This window comes from Streptomyces speibonae (assembly GCF_984686075.1).
The window spans coordinates 5,812,366-5,830,256 of the sequence record NZ_OZ480260.1 but is presented as its reverse complement, the minus strand read 5'-3'; the positions used below and the strand labels follow the sequence as shown (position 1 = coordinate 5,830,256).

The following is a 17,891-nucleotide window of genomic DNA, read 5'->3' as shown; positions in this document are numbered from 1 at the left end:
GTTACAAGGAGGCATCACGTGGTCGACGCGGATCAGACTTTCGTCATCGTGGGAGGCGGGCTGGCCGGCGCCAAGGCGGCCGAGACGCTGAGAGCGGAGGGCTTCACCGGCCGCGTGATACTGATCTGCGACGAGCGCGACCACCCGTACGAGCGTCCGCCGCTGTCCAAGGGGTACCTCCTCGGCAAGGAGGAGCGCGACAGCGTCTTCGTGCACGAGCCCGCCTGGTACGCGCGCCACGACATCGAACTGCACCTCGGCCAGACCGTCGACGCCATCGACCGGGCCGCGAAGACCGTCCGCTTCGGCGACGACGGCACCACCGTCCGCTACGACAAGCTGCTGCTCGCCACCGGCGCCGAGCCGCGCCGCCTGGACATCCCCGGCACCGGCCTCGCGGGCGTCCACCACCTGCGCCGCCTCGCCCACTCCGAGCGGCTCAAGGGCGTCCTCACCTCCCTCGGCCGGGACAACGGCCATCTGGTGATCGCCGGCGCCGGCTGGATCGGCCTGGAGGTCGCGGCCGCGGCCCGCGAGTACGGCGCGGAGGTCACCGTGGTGCACCGGGGGCAGACCCCGCTGCACTCGGTCCTCGGTCCCGAACTGGGCCAGCTCTTCGCGGAGCTGCACCGCGAGCACGGCGTGCGCTTCCACTTCGGCGCGACGCTCACCGAGATCACCGGTCAGGACGGCATGGTCCTCGCCGCCCGCACCGACGACGGCGAGGAGCACCCGGCGCACGCCGTCCTCGCCGCGATCGGCGCGGCCCCGCGGGTCGCGCTCGCGGAGGCCGCGGGACTGGAGCTCGCCGACCGTGCGGACGGCGGGGGCGTCCTCGTCGACGAACGGCTGCGGACCTCCGACCCGGACGTCTACGCGGCCGGTGACGTGGCCTCCTTCCCGCACGCCCTGTTCGGCACGCGGCTGCGCGTGGAGCACTGGGCCAACGCGCTGAACGGCGGCCCGGCCGCCGCCCGCTCGATGCTGGGCCGGGAGGAGATCTACGACCGCGTTCCCTACTTCTTCACCGACCAGTACGACCTGGGGATGGAGTACTCGGGGTGGGCGCCGCCGGGCTCCTACGACCAGGTGGTCATCCGGGGCGATGCGGGGAAGCGGGAGTTCATCGCGTTCTGGGTGAAGGAGGGGCGCGTGCTGGCCGGGATGAACGTGAACGTGTGGGACGTCACGGAGCCGATCCAGGCGATGATCCGGTCGCGGGGGCCGGTGGACACGGAACGGCTGGCGGACCCGCATGTGCCGCTGGAGAGTCTCCTCGGCTAGCCGGGCGGTACCACGGCGGCCAGGTGTTGTCGGCGGGGCCCCGTAGAATTCACGCGTGGCTGGGCGGATCAATGATGAGGATGTGAAGGCGGTTCGGGACGCGGTCCCGATCGACGCCGTCGTGTCCGAGTATCTCCAGCTGCGGGGCGCGGGGGGCGGGAACCTCAAGGGACTGTGCCCCTTCCACGACGAGAAGTCGCCGTCCTTCCAGGTCAGCCCGAGCAAGGGACTCTTCCACTGCTTCGGCTGCCAGGAGGGCGGCGACACCATCACGTTCGTGATGAAGATCGACCACCTCTCCTTCTCGGAGGCGGTCGAGCGCCTCGCCGGACAGGCCGGCATCACCCTGCGCTACGAGGAGGGCGGGTACAACCCCACCCACCAGCGCGGCGAGCGCATCCGCCTGGTCGAGGCCCACAAGATCGCCGCGGAGTGGTACGCGGAGCAGCTCGCGACCTCCCCCGAGGCGGACACCGGCCGGGTCTTCCTCGCCGAGCGGGGCTTCGACCAGGCCGCCGCCCAGCACTTCGGCGTCGGCTACAGCCCCCAGGGCTGGGACCACCTCACGCGCTTCCTGCGCGGCAAGGGCTTCAGCGACAAGGAGCTGCTCCTCTCCGGCCTCTCCCAGGAGGGCCGCCGCGGCCCCATCGACCGCTTCCGCGGCCGGCTGATGTGGCCGATCCGCGACATCGGCGGGGACGTCGTCGGCTTCGGCGCCCGCAAGCTCTACGAGGCGGACAACGGGCCCAAGTACCTCAACACCCCCGAGACCGCGATCTACAAGAAGTCCCAGGTCCTCTACGGCATCGACCTGGCGAAGAAGGACATCGCGAAGGCGTCCCGCGCGGTGGTCGTCGAGGGTTACACCGACGTCATGGCCTGTCATCTCGCGGGCGTCACGACCGCCATCGCCACCTGCGGCACGGCCTTCGGCGGCGACCACATCAAGATCCTGCGCCGACTGCTGATGGACAACGGCAGCGCGCGCGTGATCTTCACCTTCGACGGCGACGCGGCCGGCCAGAAGGCGGCCCTGCGCGCCTTCGAGGACGACCAGAAGTTCGCCGCCGAGACCTACATCGCCATCGCCCCCGACGGCATGGACCCCTGCGACCTGCGGCTCGCCAAGGGCGACGAGGCCGTCGCCGACCTGGTCGAACCGCGCACGCCGCTCTTCGAGTTCGCCCTGCGCCAGGTCGTCCGGCGCTACGACCTGGACACCCCGGCGGGCCGCGCCGCCGCCCTGGACGAGGCGGCCCCCATCGTCGCCCGCATCAAGAACAGCGGCGCACAGCACGAGGTCGCCGTCGAACTCGCCGGGATGCTGGGCATCCTGGACACCCAGTTCGTGGTCAAGCGGGTCGCCCAGCTGGCCCGCTGGGCCCGCGAGCGCGGCGGCAAGGGCCCGGCCCCCGACCGCCGGCAGCAGCACGGCGGCGGGCCGCAGCAGTACGCCCCGTCCGCCGCCCCGCGCGGCCCCGCCCTCAACCTGCGCAACCCGGTCTTCGCCACCGAGCGCGAGCTCCTCAAGCTCGCCCTCCAGCGCCCGGAGCTGGTCTCCCCGGCCTTCGACGCGTACGGCGTCGACGAGTTCACCGCCCCGCCCTACGCGGCCGTACGGCAGGCGATCATGGACGCGGGCGGCGCGGAGTACGGCGTGCAGGACCCGCAGGAGTATCTGGTCCGGGTCCGCGACGCCGCGCCCGACGACACCGTCCGCGCCATGGTCACCGAGCTCGCGGTCGAGGCGATCATGCTGCACCGGGGGGTCAAGGAGGTCGACGAGACCTACGCGGGTGCCCAGCTGGTCACGGTGCGGCGGCGCGCCGTGGAGCGCCGGATCCGCGACATCACCAGCCGTCTCACCCGTCTCGGCGCCCACGGCGACCCGGCCGAACTGACCTCCGTGCAGAACGAGTTGTGGGTGCTTCAGCAGTACGACCAGGCGCTGCGGGAGCACGGCGCGGCCGCCCTGTGAGGCGGTCCGCGTAATCGCCCGGTCACGCACCGGACTCAAAAAGTCACCGCACGCCCCTCGTGGGGACGATGTGTCGTACCCCACACTGGGGGGCGGTGCCTGAGTCCTCGGAGCGCGGCCGACCCGTCCCCGACGGGTCCCGGACATCCGCGGTTCCGCCCATCGCGTACGGGACGGACAGCGGCGAGGCCGCCGACTCCGCCCCCGAAGTACCGCTGCCGTCCCCCCTGGCAGCGATCATCCTGGAGGTCGCCCCGGTGCAGACCCAGACCCAGACCCTCACCGAGCCCGACGCGAACGTGCTCGTCGCCATGCCGGCGCAGGGCCGCGTCGCGCACCACCCCGAGACGCCGCCCCAGCCGCCCGAGCCGGCCGAGCCGTCGGAGCCGGCCGGGCCCCCGGCCGATCCCGTCGACGCCTCCGAAGCCACTGACGCCACTGCCGTCGTGGGTCCGCGCGCGCCCGTGCGTCCCGAGACCGGCGGGCCCTCCTCGGACCTGTTCCGCCAGTATCTGCGCGAGATCGGCCGCATCCCGCTGCTGACCGCCGCCGAGGAGGTCGAGCTGGCCCGCCGCGTCGAGGCGGGGCTGTTCGCGGAGGAGAAGCTGCGCCGCACCCCCGATCTCGACAGCAGGCTCGCGCTGGACCTGGACCGGCTGGTCGTCATGGGCCGGATGGCCAAACGGCGGCTGATCGAGGCGAACCTGCGGCTCGTCGTATCCGTCGCCAAACGGTACGTGGGCCGGGGCCTGACCATGCTGGACCTGGTCCAGGAGGGCAACCTCGGGCTGATCCGGGCGGTGGAGAAGTTCGACTACGCCCGGGGGTACAAGTTCTCCACGTACGCCACGTGGTGGATCCGCCAGGCGATGTCCCGGGCGCTGGCCGACCAGGCGCGGACGATACGGGTGCCGGTGCATGTCGTCGAGCTCATCAACCGGGTGGTGCGCGTGCAGCGGCGCATGCTCCAGGAGCGCGGGTACGAGCCGACCCCGGAGGAGGTCGCCGCGCACCTCGATCTGCCGCCCGAGCGGGTCGGGGAGGTGCTGCGGCTGGCGCAGGAGCCGGTCTCGCTGCACGCGCCGGTGGGCGAGGAGGACGATGTCGCGCTCGGCGACCTCATCGAGGACGGGGACGCGGCGAGTCCCGTCGAGTCGGCGGCGTTCCTGCTGCTGCGGGAGCATCTGGAGGCGGTGCTGTCGACGCTCGGGGAGCGGGAGCGGAAGGTGGTGCAGCTGCGGTACGGGCTGGTGGACGGGCGTCCGCGGACGCTGGAGGAGATAGGGCGGATCTTCGGGGTGACGCGGGAGCGGATTCGGCAGATCGAGTCCAAGACGCTGAACAAGCTGCGGGATCATGCCTTCGCGGATCAGCTGCGGGGGTATCTGGACTGAGGGTTGTCTCGCCCCCGCCGCCCCTTCCCGTCCCGTCCCTGGGGGCTTCGCCCAGGGCTTCGCCCCCAGACCCCCTTTGCGCCCGCGCGCCTCTTGCCCCTGACCCCCTCAAGAGGCTGACGCGAGCTCCAGGGAGGCGGGGGACGAGGTGGTGTGCAAGGACTCGTCGTAGCGGTGGAGGAGGAGACGGGGCATGGCCGGGTGGGTGCCCAGGGGGGCGGAGGCCGTTCCCGAGGCCGCCGCCGCGCACTCCGCGGCGAAGCGGCCGGGGGCCGTGAAGTAGGAGACGACGGCCACGCGGTGGCGGCCGCGGGCGGCGAGGGTGCGCACGGCGTCGGGGACGGTGGGGTCCGCCGCGGAGGCGTAGGCGGGGACGACGGGGACGCCGAGCCGGGCGGCGAGCAGGCGCGCGGTGCGGCCCGTGTCGGCCCTCGACCCGGGGTCGCGGGAGCCGGCCGCCGCGAGGATCACCGCGCTCTCGCGCCGGGCCGCGGCGTCGGCCGGGGTGTGCCAGCCGGCCTCGGTGAGGCGGGCGTGGAGGGCGTCCACGAGCAGGGGGTGCGGGCCGAGCGGGGCGGCGACGCGGGTGTGCAGCCGAGCACGGGCGGCCATCCCGGGGATGTCCCGCTTGACGTGGTACCCGCGGCTGAGCAGCAGCGGGACGAGGACGGCCGCCTCGGTGCCGCGCGCGTCCAGCTCGGCGAGCGTGTCGGGGAGCAGGGGCGCGTTGAGCTCGATGTGGCCCAGGTGCACGGGCAGGCCGGGGCGCAGTGCGCGCACCCCGGCCAGGAGCTGCCGTACGGTGCTCAGCGCCCGTGGGTCGCGGCTGCCGTGCGCCACGACGACGAGAGCGGGTGGGTTCATGGTGTACGGCGTCATGCACCGATCGTCGGCGCGGGACGTTGCCGTCCCGTTGCGCGGGGATGACGGGTGTTTTCCGGGGGTTCACCATGTGGACCACGGGGTGTGTGAGCGTGGTTGACCTGCGGTTCCATGTGATCGCGTGAGGGTGGTCACAGGGGGTGGGGTCAACCGCCGGGGGGTGGTGGGGCGTCTCTCGGGGTCGAGGAGCGACCGGGGAGGGGCCGTCCGATGCGCCGTTTCGCAGTCCGCCGTCCGCGTCTGCCGCGCACCCGTACGGGGCAGCGACGGCTGGTGCAGGCGGTGGTGGCGGTGTGCGTGCTGGCGCTGCTGCCGGCGACCTGGCTGCGGCTGACCACGGGCGACCGGCTGCGCACCACCGCGGATGTGCCGCGCACCGAGGTGGCCGTGGTGTTCGGCGCCGGGCTGTGGGACGGGGAGCCGTCGCCGTATCTGGCGCACCGGCTGGACGCGGCGGCGCGGCTGTACCGCGCGGGGCGGATCGAGGTGGTGCTGGTCACCGGCGACAACAGCCGGGAGGACTACGACGAGCCCGACGCGATGCGCACGTACCTGACCCGGCACGGGGTGCCCGACGAGCGGATCGTCAGCGACTACGCGGGCTTCGACACCTGGGACTCCTGCGTCCGCGCGAAGAAGATCTTCGGGGTGGACCGTGCGGTACTGATCAGCCAGGGTTTCCACGTCCGCCGCACGGTGGCCCTGTGCGAGGCGGCCGGCGTCTCCTCGTACGGCGTGGGCGTCGACGAACCCCACAACGGCGTCTGGTACTACGGCGCCGTCCGTGAACTCCTCGCGGCCGGCAAGGCGGCCCTGGACGCGGCCTTCCGCCCGGACCCGCGGTTCCTGGGGCCCAGGGAGGCCGGGGTGGAACGGGCCCTGACGGCGGCCCGTGCGGAGCGCGCACGGTGATGACCGACCACGCATACCGCGGGGGCGCGGGCGCCTCACCACGGCCGGAGGCCGGCTGGGAGGGCGTCGTACCCGGGGTGTAACAGCGGTCGGCGTGGTGCGTAACACCTGCGGCTCAGGGTGAGCGGTATGCAGAACACCGTGACGCCCACGCACTGCCCCTACTGCGCGTTGCAGTGCGGGATGAATCTGACGCCCGCCCCGGACGGGGCCGGCGTCGAGGTGAGTGAGCGGGCGGACTTCCCGGTGAACCGGGGGGCGCTGTGCGGGAAGGGGCGGACCGCTCCGGCCGTACTGTCGTCGGCCGTGCGGCTGACCTCGCCGTTGGTGCGGTCGGCGGGAGGTGAGCTGGTGCCGGCCTCCTGGGAGGAGGCGCTGGACCGGATCGCCGGGGAGCTGGGGCGTACCCGCGCGCAGTACGGGGCGGACGCGGTCGGGGTGTTCGGCGGGGGCGGGCTGACCAACGAGAAGGCGTACAGCCTCGGGAAGTTCGCCCGGGTGGTGCTCGGCACCTCGCAGATCGACTACAACGGGCGGTTCTGCATGTCGTCGGCGGCGGCCGCCGGCACCAGGGCGTTCGGACTCGACCGGGGGCTGCCGTTCCCGCTGGAGGACATCCCGAGGACGGGCTGCGTGATCCTGGTCGGGTCCAACCCGGCGGAGACCATGCCGCCGTCCCTGCGCTACTTCACCGAGCTGAAGGAGAACGGCGGCACGCTGATCGTCGTCGACCCGCGCCGCACGAAGACCGCCGAGCAGGCCGATCTGCATCTGGCCCCGCGCCCCGGCACGGACCTCGCGCTGGCGCTGGGCCTGCTGCACCTCGTCGTCGCCGAGGGGCGCACGGACGAGGAGTACGTCCGCGAGCGCACCGTCGGCTGGGAGGAGACCCGGGCCTCCGCGATGGCCCACTGGCCGGAGTACGTGGAGCGGATCACCGGCGTCTCCGTGCCCCAGCTGCGGGAGGCCGTACTGCTGTTCTGCGCGCCCGGGTCCGCGATGGTGCTGACCGCGCGGGGGCCGGAGCAGCAGGCCAAGGGCACGGACACGGTGAGCGCGTGGATCAACCTCGCCCTCGCGACCGGGCGGCCCGGCACCCCGCTGTCCGGGTACGGGTGCCTGACCGGGCAGGGCAACGGGCAGGGCGGCCGCGAACACGGCCAGAAGGCCGACCAGTTGCCAGGCTACCGCAAGCTGACGGACCCGGCGGCGCGGGCGCACGTCGCCGGGGTGTGGGGGGTGGACCCCGACACGCTGCCCGGGCCGGGGCGCAGCGCGTACGAGCTGCTGGACGCGCTGGGCACGGACATCCGCTCGCTGCTGCTGATGGGGTCCAACCCGGTGGTGTCGGCGCCGCGCGCCGCGCACGTCGAGGAGCGGATCCGTTCGCTGGACTTCCTGGCCGTGTGCGACGTGGTCCTGTCCGAGACGGCCGCGCTCGCCGACGTCGTGCTGCCGGTGACGCAGTGGGCGGAGGAGACGGGGACGACGACGAACCTGGAGGGGCGTGTGCTGCTGCGCCGCCGGGCCGTCGCGCCGCCGGAGGGCGTCCGCAGCGACCTGGAGGTCATGCACGGACTCGCCGCGCGGCTGGGCGGGGAGCGGAACCTGGAGAAGGGGTTCCCGACCGACCCCGAGGAGGTCTTCGACGAACTGCGCCGGGCCAGCGCGGGCGGCCCCGCCGACTACTCGGGGATCACCTACCGGAGGCTGGCCGAGGAAAACGGCGTCTTCTGGCCCTGCCCGGCCCCGGCGGACGAAACCGGCGCGACGACCGACGCCGCGACCGAAACCGCACCCGCCGACGGACCCGGCGCCGCAACCGGCCCCGGCACGGGAACCACGGCCGCCACGGAGACCGGCGCAGACACCCCCGTCCGGCCCCGCCCCGGCACACGAGCCAGCGCCGGAGGCGCCCCGGACGCCGCGTCCAGTGACCTGCACGGCCGCCCGGCACCGGCCCACGCGCCCGGCACCGGAACCACGCCCGCCGACGGAATCGGCGCCACAACCGGCCCCGGCACGGGAACCGCGGGCGCCGGGGCCGGCGCTCGCGTTCATCCCGGTACGCCCCGGCTGTTCCTCGAGCGGTTCGCCACCGAGGACGGGCGGGCGCGGTTCGTGCCCGTGTCGTACCGGGCGATCGCCGAGGAGCCAGACGAGGAGTACCCCGTGCTGCTGACCACCGGGCGGGTCGTCGCGCAGTACCAGTCCGGTGCGCAGACCCGCCGGGTCGACGAGCTGAACGCCGCCGCTCCCGGCCCGTTCGTGGAGCTGCACCCGCGGCTCGCGGAGCGGCTCGGCGCGGCCGAGGGCGACCCGGTGGCCGTGGTGTCCCGGCGGGGGCGGGCGGTGGCGCCGGCGCGGATCACCACGGCGATCCGCCCCGACACGGTGTTCATGCCGTTCCACTGGGCCGGTGAGGGCCGGGCCAACACCCTGACCAACCCGGCCCTCGACCCGACCTCCCGGATGCCGGAGTTCAAGGCGTGCGCGGTGCGGCTGGAGGCCGTTCAGCCTGATCTTGCAAGGAACCCCGGGTCCTCAGACCCGGGAGGAATTGCATCCTGAGCCGGGCGGCGCGGAGCGCCGCCGCATCGCTCTGGAATGTTCCCAAACGATGGTGCCGCGCTCAGTCTGGGGGCTTCTGGTTCTCGATGTAATCCTTGACCACGGCCAGTGGTGCACCGCCGCAGGAACCGGCGAAGTAGGACGGGGACCAGAAGTGTCCGCCCCATAGGTACTGGTTGATGTGGGTGGGAAAGTCCTGTCGCAGGCGGCGGGCGGAGACGCCCTTGAGGCTGCCGACGAGCCGGGACAGGGCGATCTGGGGCGGGTAGTGCACCAGGAGGTGTACGTGGTCGGTCTCGCCGTTGAACTCCCGCAGCTCTGCGCCGAAGTCCTCGCACACCTTCCGCATGACCTCTTCGCACCGGGCGAGGATGGTGTCGGTGAAGACCTTCCGTCGATACCTGGGGGTGAAGACCAAGTGCGCAAGGAGGGTGTAGACGACGCTTCTTCCCCTGTGTACGTAGGGGTTTGGTTCCCATCGAGGTGACATAGGTCAATGTCAGGATCGCTGGCATAAAACTCGTCGTGCAGGTGAAACTCACGCCGGATGCCGTGCAGGCATCGGCCGTTGGGGGGACCCTGCGCGCGGCGAACGAGGCCGCGAACTGGGTGTCGGCGGTCTCGTTCGAGCACTTCGGGCTCAAGGGCTCGGTTCGTGAGCTGCGCAAGCTGTGCTGCGCCCCGGCGAGCGCAACCACGACCTGTTGCTGCGCGGCCGCACCCTGCGCGAGGAACCCGGCCGGCTCCCGGACGCGACCCTGTACGAGGGGCCCGGCTATCCGTACGCCGTCGAGGAGCCGGGCGGCGGCGGCACCGTGGCCGGGGAACTGGTGACCGCGCGGCCGGAGGCGTACGCGGGGCTGCTCGCCGAGCTGGACCGGCTGGAGGGGTACGTACCGGGCGGCTCCCGCAACCTCTACGAGCGGGTGGTGCGCGAGGTCCTCCAGGGAGGCGGACGGCACACCCGTCCGCGCGTGGGTCTACGTCGCCGCCCCCGCCGTCGCCGCGGAACTGCGCTCCCGTGGGAAGCCCGTCACGGGCGGGCAGTGGCGGGGCGGGGTGATGTGAGGTGAGTGAGGTGAGGTGAGAGGTGCGGTCCTAGACCCGCCCGCGCGGTCGTCGCGCGCGGACGCCCCACCGGGGGCGCGGCGACCGTTCCGGCAGGGTGCTCTGGACGAACAGGGCGCCCAGCCCGAGCACCCCCACGCCGAACGCGCACGAGCCGATGACGACGTCTCCACGCTCCGCGCGCTGGGCCGCGCGCTGCTCGTCGAAGGTTCTGGTCTCGTTGCTGTCGAGATCCGGATAGCACCGGTCGCCCGGTCGCATCGGCGAGGGGTGCTCCTCACCGTCCGGCCCCAGGTTGACCCCCGGGCAGAACACGTCCTTCGTGTAGGCGTGGTTCGCCAGTCCCCCGACGGCCTGGAACATCCCCCAGATCACGAGGGCCCACAGCGCCAGCACGACCGCGGTGCGCAGCCTCATCCGGCCTCACCTCCCCGCCCGCGACCCTAGTGCCTCCCGTTCCCGCCCGCCCCGGTCACCCGTTCATCCCCCGCGCCGCGCACCTTCGGGTGCTTCTGCGATAGCGGTTCGGCGCGGCGGCCGTGACCTGCTGAAACGCGGCGGATTCCGCAGCCGTACGGGTGCGTCTGACACCCGTTCAGCCCGCCTCCTGACGCCTCCTCAGGAAGCGGGGTCGGCATGGTGGGACTTACCTCGGAACAGCAGGGACGCGACCGACGGCGGCACATGGGGGTGCCGCGGGCCGCTCCCCTTCGTGAGCTCGAGGGAGCATCGATGCGACGTACCGCCCGGCCGCTGACCGGCGTCACCGGCAGGTCCGCCCTGACCGGCGCCGCCCTCGCCGTGGCCGCCGTGGGGCTGCTGGCCGCCCCCGCGCACGCCGTGCAGCCCCGCGACGCCTCGGCCGGGGACCTGGAGCTGTACCCGTCCTCCGTCGTGCCCGGCGCGCAGGTGACCGCGAACACCGCGGCGTGCGGCGAGGAGGACACGGTCCGGGGCGACGCCTCCGCCGTGGGCGCGGGACGCTTCACGCTGACGCCGAGCACCCACGAGCGGGACGCGATCGGACAGTTCCAGGTGCCGCCGAGCGCGCAGCCGGGGACGTACCAGATCGTCGCGACGTGTGCCGGCGGCGACCGGCGGGTGGCGGGCGACCTGCTGGTCACGCTGACGCCGGAATCGCAGCAGGTGCACCCGCGGGGAAGTGTGAAGACGGGGGTCGGCGGCGCGCTGGGCCACGACCCCGTACAGACCGCGGCCGGTGTGACGGCTCTCGCCGTCGCCGCCGCGGGCGGTACCTGGCTCCTGCATCGCCGGGCGAGAGGCGACGGGATCTGACGGGCACCCTCCGCTGCCCGTCCCCGCCGGTACCGCACGTTCCCCTCCCCCTCCGGGTCCGACGCCCCTCGCGGCCCGGAGGGGGTACGGGGCCGATCCGAGATGAGGTCCAGTCCGTGATGCGCCGCAGCTTCCGCCGCCGGGCCGGGGGCCCGAGCAACGCAGCGATAACCGCCGTCACCGTGCTCGCCCTGTGCTCCGGGACACTGCTGCTGAGCGGCGGGAGCGGAGGCCCCCCGCCGCAGCCGTCGGCCGCCCAGGCGCACACCGGGACCGACGCCCGCAGCGCCGCCCGGCCCGCGGCGCCCGCGCTGCCGCCCTCGCCGCCCGACCGCGTGCGCATCTCCGCGATCGACGTGGACGCGCCCCTGACCGGCCTCGGTCTGACGAGCACCGGCAGCCTCGGCGTCCCGCCCGCCGACCGGGAGAACCTCGCGGGCTGGTACGAGTCCGGCACCACCCCGGGCGAGCGGGGCACCGCGATCATCGCGGGCCACGTCGACAACGCCGACGGCCCGGCCGTCTTCTACTCCCTCGGCGCCCTGCGCAAGGGCAGCACCATCGAGGTGGACCGGCGCGACGGGCGGACCGCGGTGTTCACCGTGGACGCGGTCGAGGTCTACGACGCGCGGGACTTCCCCGACCGGAAGGTCTACGGCGCGGCGCCCCGCCCCGAGCTGCGCGTCATCACCTGCGGCGGGGGCTACTCCCGCACCACGGGTTACCAGGGGAACGTGGTCGTGTACGCGCACCTGACCGGCGCCCGCTGACCGTCACCTCACCCGGGCGTGACGTCCCCGCACTGTTCCGAGGTGCGCACCACGCCGAGAACCACCGGGTAGTCGGTGATCTGCCGGTTCGCTCCGGGCCGGGTGGTGCAGATCCGCCACCCGGCCGGATCGTCCACCGGACGTGCCTGCCCGGTGGCGTCCTCGAAGACGATGTCGGTCCCGGGACCCATCTGTTCCTGTGCCCGCCCGGCGTTGCCGCCGATGACATCGGGCATGACGGCGGCGACCGGCTCGGCGTCCGCCGGACTGCCGGACTCGGTGACCCGCGCGCTCGTCCCGGGGGCGTCGGAGGGGTCCGGGGGGTTTGGCGCGGAGCCGGCGGAGCAGGCGGTGGCCGCGCACACGAGGGCGGCGGCGAGGACGGGTCTCCAGGGCTTCACGCGGTCGTGCTCCTTCTGTCTGTCCGCCTGTCTGTCCGTCTGCCTGTCGGTCTGTCTGTCGCTCTGTCGGTCTGTCCGACTTTCTGCCCGACTGTCTGTCGGTCCGTCTTCTGTCGCTAGGCCAGCCACTGTTCGTACGCCAGGTCGGCCACCAGCGCGAAGACGACCGTCAGCAGGACGACGCGGACGAAGCCGCTGCCCTTCTTCAGGGCCGTGCGGGCGCCGAGCGTACCGCCCGCCAGGTTGAACACCGCCATCAGGGCCGCCAGCTGCCACAGCACCGCGCCCTGCCAGGCGAACATCGCGAGGGCGCCGGCGTTGGTGCAGCAGTTGACGATCTTGGCGGTGGCGGACGCGGTGACCAGGTCGAGGTGGAGCAGGGCGGTGAGGGCGAGGACGAGGAAGGTGCCGGTGCCGGGGCCTATGAGCCCGTCGTAGAAGCCGATGCCGAGGCCGCCCAGGCCGATCGCGGCGAGCACCTGGCGGCGGGTGACCGGGCCGGCGGCGGGGGCCGTGCCGAAGGAGGGGCGCAGGATCACGAAGGCGGCGACGGCCAGCAGTACCACCATGATCACCGGCTTGAGGACCTCGGTGCTCATCCCGGCCGCGAAGAAGGCCCCGCCCGAGGACCCGGCCAGCGCGGCCAGGCCGATGCGCACGGCCGTCCGCACGTCGACCGGCGCCCTGCGGGCGTAGGTGACCGCGGCTCCCGTGGTGCCGACGATCGCCACCGCCTTGTTGGTGCCCAGGGCGTGCGCGGCCGGGGTTCCGGCGGGGAGGCCCAGCAGCAGGGCGGGCAGGAGCAGCAGCCCGCCGCCGCCGACCACGGCGTCGACCCAGCCTGCGGCGAGTGCGGCCAGGCAGAGCAGGACGACCGCGGTGAGGGAGATGTCGGGCATGACCGCGACCCTATGGACGAGATAGATGGTACGTCCATCAAGATGAGCGTTTATTGAGGTTGCGGGCGGGACGGGGCGGCACCGGCGGGGGCTCCGGGCCTGGCGGCGGGCCCGCGGGCGGGCCCGCCCTCCTCACACCCGCCGCCGTCCGCCGCTGAGATCAGCGTTCCGCGCGGGAAACAGAAGGGATGCCGACGGGAAACACCCGCACCGCACGCTCAAGGGCATGACCTCGAATGAGCGTGTGGTGGTGATCGGCTCCGGCCTCGCGGGCGTACGACTCGCCCGCCGGCTCGGCGAGCTCGGCACGCCCGTGACGCTGATCGGCGAGGAGGAGCACCGGCCGTACAACCGGGTGCTGCTCGCCGAGGTGCTGGCGGGGCGCTACAGCCCCGAGGTGATCGCCCTGCCGGCGCCCGCGGAGCTGACCCGGGCCCGGGTGACCGGCATCGACCGCGCCGCCCGGACCGTCACCTGCGCCGACGGCACGGTGGTGGAGTACGGCCGCCTGGTCCTGGCCACCGGCTCCAACCCGGTGCTGCCGCCGCTGCGCGGCCTGTTCACGGCGGACCACGAGCTGCCCGAGGGCGTGCACGCCTTCCGCACCATGGACGACTGCCTGGGCCTGGCCAAGGCGGTCCGTCCGGGGGTGCGGGCGGTGGTGATCGGCGGCGGGCTGCTCGGTGTCTCCGCGGCCCGTGCGCTCGCCGTGCGCGGCGCCCAGGTCGTCCTCGCCCAGCAGGCCGGGCGGCTCATGGAGCGCCGGCTCGACCCGGCCGCCTCCGCGCTCATCGAGCGGTATCTGACCGGCCTCGGCGTGGAGGTGCACACCGAGTGCCGGGTGCGGGACGTGCGCTGCGTCGCCGGCGCCGTCCGCTCGGTGGAGATGGCCGACGGCTACGCCCTCGACGCCGACCTCGTGGTGCTCGCCTGCGGCGTCCACCCGCGGGTGGGGCTCGCGCAGGCCGCTGGGCTCGAGGTCGGCAAGGGCATCCTCGTCGACGACGAGCTGCGCACCTCCGACCCGTCCATCCACGCCGTCGGCGACTGCGTGCAGCACGCCGGCACGGTGTACGGGCTCGCCACCCCGGCCCTCGAACAGGCCGACGCGCTCGCCGCGCTGCTCGCCGGGGACACCACCGCCCGCTACACCGGCACCCGCTCCCTGACCCGGCTCACCCTCGCCGGGCCGGACAGCCCCTTCGACCTGGCCGCGTTCGGCGAGACCGAGGCGCTGCCGGGCGACGACGTCGTCCAGCTCACCGACGCCACCCGCGGCACCTACCGCAAGGTCGTCGTCCGCGACGACCGCCTGGTCGGCGGGGTCCTGGTCGGCGAACTCGGCACCGTCGGCGCCCTCGCGCGCGCCTGGGAGGGAGCAGAGCCGCTCCCGTCCGACGGCGGGCCCCTGCTCCACCTGCTCACCCATGACGGAGGCTCCTGATGCCCACGGACACACCGACCATCGTGCTCATCGGCCACGGCATGGTCGGCCAGCGCTTCCTCGAGGCGCTCGCCGAGCGCGGTCTGACCGCCACGCACCGCGTGGTCGTGCTGTGCGAGGAGCCGCGTCCGGCGTACGACCGTGTCCAGCTCACCTCGTACTTCTCGGGGAAGACCCCCGAGGACCTGTCCATGACGGACACGGCGTTCATCGAGACGCACGGCATCGAGCTGTACGTCGGCGACCCCGCGCTGAGCGTGGACCGCGAGGCGAAGAAGGTCACCGCGAAGTCCGGCAGGGTCGTCGGCTACGACATCCTCGTCCTCGCCACCGGCTCCTACCCGTTCGTGCCGCCGGTTCCCCACAAGGACGCCCGGGGCTGCTTCGTCTACCGCACGATCGAGGACCTGCTGGCGATCGAGGAGTACGCGCGGACGTCGACGACCGGCGCGGTGGTCGGCGGCGGGCTGCTCGGTCTGGAGGCGGCGGGCGCGCTCAAGGGCCTCGGGCTGACCACCCACATCGTGGAGTTCGCGCCCCGGCTGATGCCCGTGCAGGTCGACGAGGGCGGCGGCGCGGCGCTGCTGCGCACCATCGAGGACATGGGCCTGGCCGTCCACACCGGCGTCGGCACCCAGGAGATCGTGGCCGGCGCGGACGGCGCGGTCACCGGCATGAAGCTGTCCGACGGCTCCGAACTCGCCACGGACATGGTGGTGTTCTCCGCCGGTGTCCGCCCCCGCGACCAGCTGGCCCGTGACTGCGGCCTCGACGTCGGTGAGCGCGGCGGCATCGCGGTGGACGAGCAGTGCCGTACGGTCACCGACCCGCACGTGTTCGCGATCGGCGAGTGCGCGCTGGCCGCCGACGGCCGGGTGTACGGGCTGGTGGCGCCCGGCTACGAGCAGGCGGAGACGGCTGCGGCGACGATCGCGGCGGACGAGTCGTCGTTCACCGGCGCGGACCTGTCCACCAAGCTGAAGCTGCTCGGCGTGGACGTGGCGTCCTTCGGCGACGCGCACGGCACCGCCGAGGACTGCCTGGACGTCGTCTACTCCGACTCCCGGGCCGGCCTGTACAAGAAGCTCGTCATCGGCCGGGACGGCACGCTGCTCGGCGGCATCCTGGTCGGCGACGCGGAGGCGTACGGCACGCTGCGCGCCTTCACCGGCTCGGTGCCGCCCGTCGCCCCGGAGGCGCTGGTGCTGCCCGCGGGTGCCGGGGCCCCGGCCCAGCTCGGCCCGTCCGCGCTGCCCGACGACGCCGTCATCTGCTCCTGCCACAACGTCACCAAGGGCACCATCCGCGGCGCGGTCACCGAGCACAGCTGCACCACCGTGCCCGAGGTGAAGAAGTGCACCAAGGCCGGTACCGGCTGCGGCAGTTGCGTCAAGGTGCTGGGCCAGCTGGTCAACGCCGAGCTGGAGGCGAGCGGCGTCGAGGTCGACAAGGGCCTGTGCGGCTGCTTCTCGCAGACCCGCGAGGAGCTGTACGAGATCGTCCTGGCCCTGCGCATCGCCTCCTTCCAGGAGCTGCTCGACCGGCACGGCCGCGAGGCCGCCCGGGGTGGCGACGGCTGCGAGGTCTGCAAGCCGGCGGTCGGCTCGATCATCGCCTCCCTCGCCCCGGCGATCGGTGCCAGTACCTACGTCCTCGACGGCGAACAGGCCGCCCTTCAGGACACCAACGACCACTTCCTGGCCAACCTCCAGAAGAACGGCTCGTACTCGGTCGTGCCGCGCATCCCCGGCGGTGAGATCGCGCCCGAGAAGCTCATCGTCATCGGGGAGATCGCCCGGGACTTCGGCCTCTACACGAAGATCACCGGGGGGCAGCGGATCGACATGTTCGGCGCCCGCGTCGAACAGCTCCCGCTCATCTGGGCCCGGCTGGTCGACGCCGGCTTCGAGTCCGGCCACGCCTACGGCAAGTCGCTGCGCACCGTGAAGTCCTGCGTCGGGCAGACCTGGTGCCGCTACGGCGTGCAGGACTCCGTGCGCATGGCGATCGACCTGGAGCTGCGCTACCGGGGGCTGCGCTCCCCGCACAAGCTCAAGTCGGCGGTCTCCGGCTGCCAGCGCGAGTGCGCGGAGGCCCAGTCGAAGGACTTCGGCGTCATCGCCACCGCCAACGGCTGGAACCTGTACGTCGGCGGCAACGGCGGCGCCACCCCGCGCCACGCCGACCTGCTCGCGCAGGACCTCTCGGACGCCGAACTGGTCCGCCTGATCGACCGGTTCCTGATGTTCTACATCCGCACCGCCGACCGCCTGGAGCGCACCAGCGTCTGGCTGGAGCGGATCCCCGGCGGCCTGGACCACGTACGGGACGTGGTGGTGCACGACTCGCTCGGCATCTGCGACGAGCTGGAGGCGCTGATGGCCGCTCATGTCTCGCACTACCGCGACGAGTGGGCCGAGACCATCAACGACCCGGAGAAGCTGGCCCGTTTCGTGTCCTTCGTGAACGCGCCCGACACCCCCGACCCGGTCGTCGCCTTCGTGCCCGAGCGCGACCAGATGAAGCCCGACCTGCCGCTGCTGAACATCGGCCTGCGACCCGCCGACGACATCCTGGAAGGAAGCTCTACGCGATGACCCTGGCCCTGGAGACCACCGATCTGAAGGTTCAGCTCCGCCTCACGGACGACTGGTTCACGGTCTGCGACCTGAGCGCGCTGCTCCCGGGCCGCGGGGTGGCGGCCCTGCTGCCCGACGGCCGCCAGGTGGCCGTCTTCGCCGACCGCGCCGGCCGCCTCTACGCCATCGACAACCGCGACCCCTTCACCGGCGCGGCGGTCCTCTCCCGCGGCCTGACCGGCACCCACCGGGGCCGCCCCTTCGTCGCCTCGCCGCTGCTGAAGCAGCGCTTCGACCTGGAGTCGGGCCGGTGCCTGGACGACGACACGGTACGGGTGACGGCGTACGAGGTGAAGGCGGCCTGACCCGGCGGGGCGGCTGTCGACTTCCTGTCGGGTTGCGGCGGCACCTTC

Annotated in this window: 15 protein-coding genes and 1 pseudogene; 11 read left to right on the top strand and 5 right to left on the bottom strand. The window is 73.2% G+C overall.

Going from position 1 to position 17,891, the window contains the following annotated elements:
• Positions 1 to 18: 18 nt before the first annotated feature.
• The 3 genes from AC5L3C_RS26065 to AC5L3C_RS26055 all read left to right on the top strand — a co-directional run bounded on the left by AC5L3C_RS26065 (position 19) and on the right by AC5L3C_RS26055 (position 4,656).
• The gene (locus AC5L3C_RS26065) at positions 19 to 1,284 is read left to right on the top strand and encodes an NAD(P)/FAD-dependent oxidoreductase (protein ID WP_493651220.1); all 1,266 of its coding nucleotides are present in this window, start codon (positions 19 to 21) and stop codon (positions 1,282 to 1,284) included.
• A 55-nt stretch (positions 1,285 to 1,339) separates the two neighbouring features.
• A complete protein-coding gene (gene dnaG, locus AC5L3C_RS26060; RefSeq protein WP_493651218.1) occupies positions 1,340 to 3,262 on the top strand; it encodes a DNA primase in 1,923 nt (640 codons plus the stop codon).
• A 95-nt stretch (positions 3,263 to 3,357) separates the two neighbouring features.
• The gene (locus tag AC5L3C_RS26055; protein ID WP_493651216.1) at positions 3,358 to 4,656 is read left to right on the top strand and encodes an RNA polymerase sigma factor; all 1,299 of its coding nucleotides are present in this window, start codon (positions 3,358 to 3,360) and stop codon (positions 4,654 to 4,656) included.
• A 108-nt stretch (positions 4,657 to 4,764) separates the two neighbouring features.
• Here AC5L3C_RS26055 and AC5L3C_RS26050 read toward each other — a convergent pair whose 3' ends face one another.
• Positions 4,765 to 5,535 carry a sirohydrochlorin chelatase gene (locus tag AC5L3C_RS26050; RefSeq protein ID WP_493651215.1) on the bottom strand — a complete coding sequence of 257 codons (771 nt, stop codon included), beginning with the start codon at positions 5,533 to 5,535 and terminating at the stop codon, positions 4,765 to 4,767.
• Positions 5,536 to 5,748: 213 nt separating this feature from the next.
• Between AC5L3C_RS26050 and AC5L3C_RS26045 the strand changes: the two genes are divergently transcribed.
• Together AC5L3C_RS26045 and AC5L3C_RS26040 are read left to right on the top strand one after the other, a co-directional pair.
• On the top strand, positions 5,749 to 6,450 hold the full coding sequence (locus AC5L3C_RS26045; protein WP_493651213.1) for a SanA/YdcF family protein: 702 nt from the start codon (positions 5,749 to 5,751) through the stop codon (positions 6,448 to 6,450).
• A 129-nt stretch (positions 6,451 to 6,579) separates the two neighbouring features.
• Positions 6,580 to 9,021, top strand: coding sequence for a molybdopterin oxidoreductase family protein (locus AC5L3C_RS26040; RefSeq protein WP_493651211.1), 2,442 nt, complete (start codon positions 6,580 to 6,582; stop codon positions 9,019 to 9,021).
• Positions 9,022 to 9,082: 61 nt separating this feature from the next.
• Here AC5L3C_RS26040 and tnpA read toward each other — a convergent pair whose 3' ends face one another.
• The gene (tnpA, locus tag AC5L3C_RS26035; protein WP_493651209.1) at positions 9,083 to 9,511 is read right to left on the bottom strand and encodes an IS200/IS605 family transposase; all 429 of its coding nucleotides are present in this window, start codon (positions 9,509 to 9,511) and stop codon (positions 9,083 to 9,085) included.
• A gap of 181 nt (positions 9,512 to 9,692) precedes the next feature.
• Between tnpA and AC5L3C_RS26030 the strand changes: the two are divergent.
• Positions 9,693 to 10,089, top strand: a pseudogene (locus AC5L3C_RS26030) (gamma-glutamylcyclotransferase family protein).
• A gap of 30 nt (positions 10,090 to 10,119) precedes the next feature.
• Here the strand turns inward: AC5L3C_RS26030 and AC5L3C_RS26025 are convergent.
• Entirely contained in the window at positions 10,120 to 10,506 is a 387-nt protein-coding gene (locus AC5L3C_RS26025; RefSeq protein ID WP_493651207.1) for a hypothetical protein, read from the bottom strand.
• A gap of 315 nt (positions 10,507 to 10,821) precedes the next feature.
• Here AC5L3C_RS26025 and AC5L3C_RS26020 point away from each other — a divergent pair, with 315 nt between their 5' ends.
• Together AC5L3C_RS26020 and AC5L3C_RS26015 are read left to right on the top strand one after the other, a co-directional pair.
• Positions 10,822 to 11,385, top strand: coding sequence for a hypothetical protein (locus AC5L3C_RS26020; protein WP_493651206.1), 564 nt, complete (start codon positions 10,822 to 10,824; stop codon positions 11,383 to 11,385).
• Positions 11,386 to 11,504: 119 nt separating this feature from the next.
• Entirely contained in the window at positions 11,505 to 12,155 is a 651-nt protein-coding gene (locus AC5L3C_RS26015) for a class F sortase (RefSeq protein WP_493654027.1), read from the top strand.
• A gap of 8 nt (positions 12,156 to 12,163) precedes the next feature.
• On the opposite strand, the gene AC5L3C_RS26010 is transcribed toward AC5L3C_RS26015, so the two are convergent.
• Positions 12,164 to 12,556, bottom strand: a complete 393-nt coding sequence (locus AC5L3C_RS26010) for a hypothetical protein (RefSeq protein WP_493651204.1) — start codon at positions 12,554 to 12,556, stop codon at positions 12,164 to 12,166.
• A 116-nt stretch (positions 12,557 to 12,672) separates the two neighbouring features.
• The gene (locus AC5L3C_RS26005) at positions 12,673 to 13,455 is read right to left on the bottom strand and encodes a sulfite exporter TauE/SafE family protein (RefSeq protein ID WP_493651203.1); all 783 of its coding nucleotides are present in this window, start codon (positions 13,453 to 13,455) and stop codon (positions 12,673 to 12,675) included.
• Between the two features lie 226 nt (positions 13,456 to 13,681).
• Between AC5L3C_RS26005 and AC5L3C_RS26000 the strand changes: the two genes are divergently transcribed.
• The 3 genes from AC5L3C_RS26000 to nirD are packed head-to-tail and all read left to right on the top strand — an operon-like array spanning position 13,682 to position 17,843.
• A complete protein-coding gene (locus AC5L3C_RS26000) occupies positions 13,682 to 14,899 on the top strand; it encodes an NAD(P)/FAD-dependent oxidoreductase (protein ID WP_493651202.1) in 1,218 nt (405 codons plus the stop codon).
• Positions 14,899 to 17,496 (top strand): nitrite reductase large subunit NirB, encoded by a 2,598-nt coding sequence (gene nirB, locus AC5L3C_RS25995; protein WP_493651200.1) that lies wholly within the window; start codon positions 14,899 to 14,901, stop codon positions 17,494 to 17,496. The genes AC5L3C_RS26000 and nirB overlap by 1 nt, the downstream gene beginning before the upstream one ends.
• Positions 17,493 to 17,843, top strand: a complete 351-nt coding sequence (gene nirD, locus AC5L3C_RS25990; RefSeq protein ID WP_493651198.1) for a nitrite reductase small subunit NirD — start codon at positions 17,493 to 17,495, stop codon at positions 17,841 to 17,843. The genes nirB and nirD overlap by 4 nt, the downstream gene beginning before the upstream one ends.
• The last annotated feature ends 48 nt before the right edge of the window (positions 17,844 to 17,891 follow it).

What these genes read in the sequence shown, in the direction of transcription:
- AC5L3C_RS26050 (WP_493651215.1), bottom strand. Translation starts at nt 5,535, where the DNA reads ATGACGCCGTACACCATGAACCCACCCGCTCTCGTCGTCGTGGCGCAC.
- AC5L3C_RS26045 (WP_493651213.1), top strand. Translation starts at nt 5,749, where the DNA reads ATGCGCCGTTTCGCAGTCCGCCGTCCGCGTCTGCCGCGCACCCGTACG.
- AC5L3C_RS26040 (WP_493651211.1), top strand. Translation starts at nt 6,580, where the DNA reads ATGCAGAACACCGTGACGCCCACGCACTGCCCCTACTGCGCGTTGCAG.
- tnpA (WP_493651209.1), bottom strand. Translation starts at nt 9,511, where the DNA reads ATGTCACCTCGATGGGAACCAAACCCCTACGTACACAGGGGAAGAAGC.
- AC5L3C_RS26025 (WP_493651207.1), bottom strand. Translation starts at nt 10,506, where the DNA reads ATGAGGCTGCGCACCGCGGTCGTGCTGGCGCTGTGGGCCCTCGTGATC.
- AC5L3C_RS26020 (WP_493651206.1), top strand. Translation starts at nt 10,822, where the DNA reads ATGCGACGTACCGCCCGGCCGCTGACCGGCGTCACCGGCAGGTCCGCC.
- AC5L3C_RS26015 (WP_493654027.1), top strand. Translation starts at nt 11,505, where the DNA reads ATGCGCCGCAGCTTCCGCCGCCGGGCCGGGGGCCCGAGCAACGCAGCG.
- AC5L3C_RS26005 (WP_493651203.1), bottom strand. Translation starts at nt 13,455, where the DNA reads ATGCCCGACATCTCCCTCACCGCGGTCGTCCTGCTCTGCCTGGCCGCA.
- AC5L3C_RS26000 (WP_493651202.1), top strand. Translation starts at nt 13,682, where the DNA reads ATGACCTCGAATGAGCGTGTGGTGGTGATCGGCTCCGGCCTCGCGGGC.
- nirB (WP_493651200.1), top strand. Translation starts at nt 14,899, where the DNA reads ATGCCCACGGACACACCGACCATCGTGCTCATCGGCCACGGCATGGTC.
- nirD (WP_493651198.1), top strand. Translation starts at nt 17,493, where the DNA reads ATGACCCTGGCCCTGGAGACCACCGATCTGAAGGTTCAGCTCCGCCTC.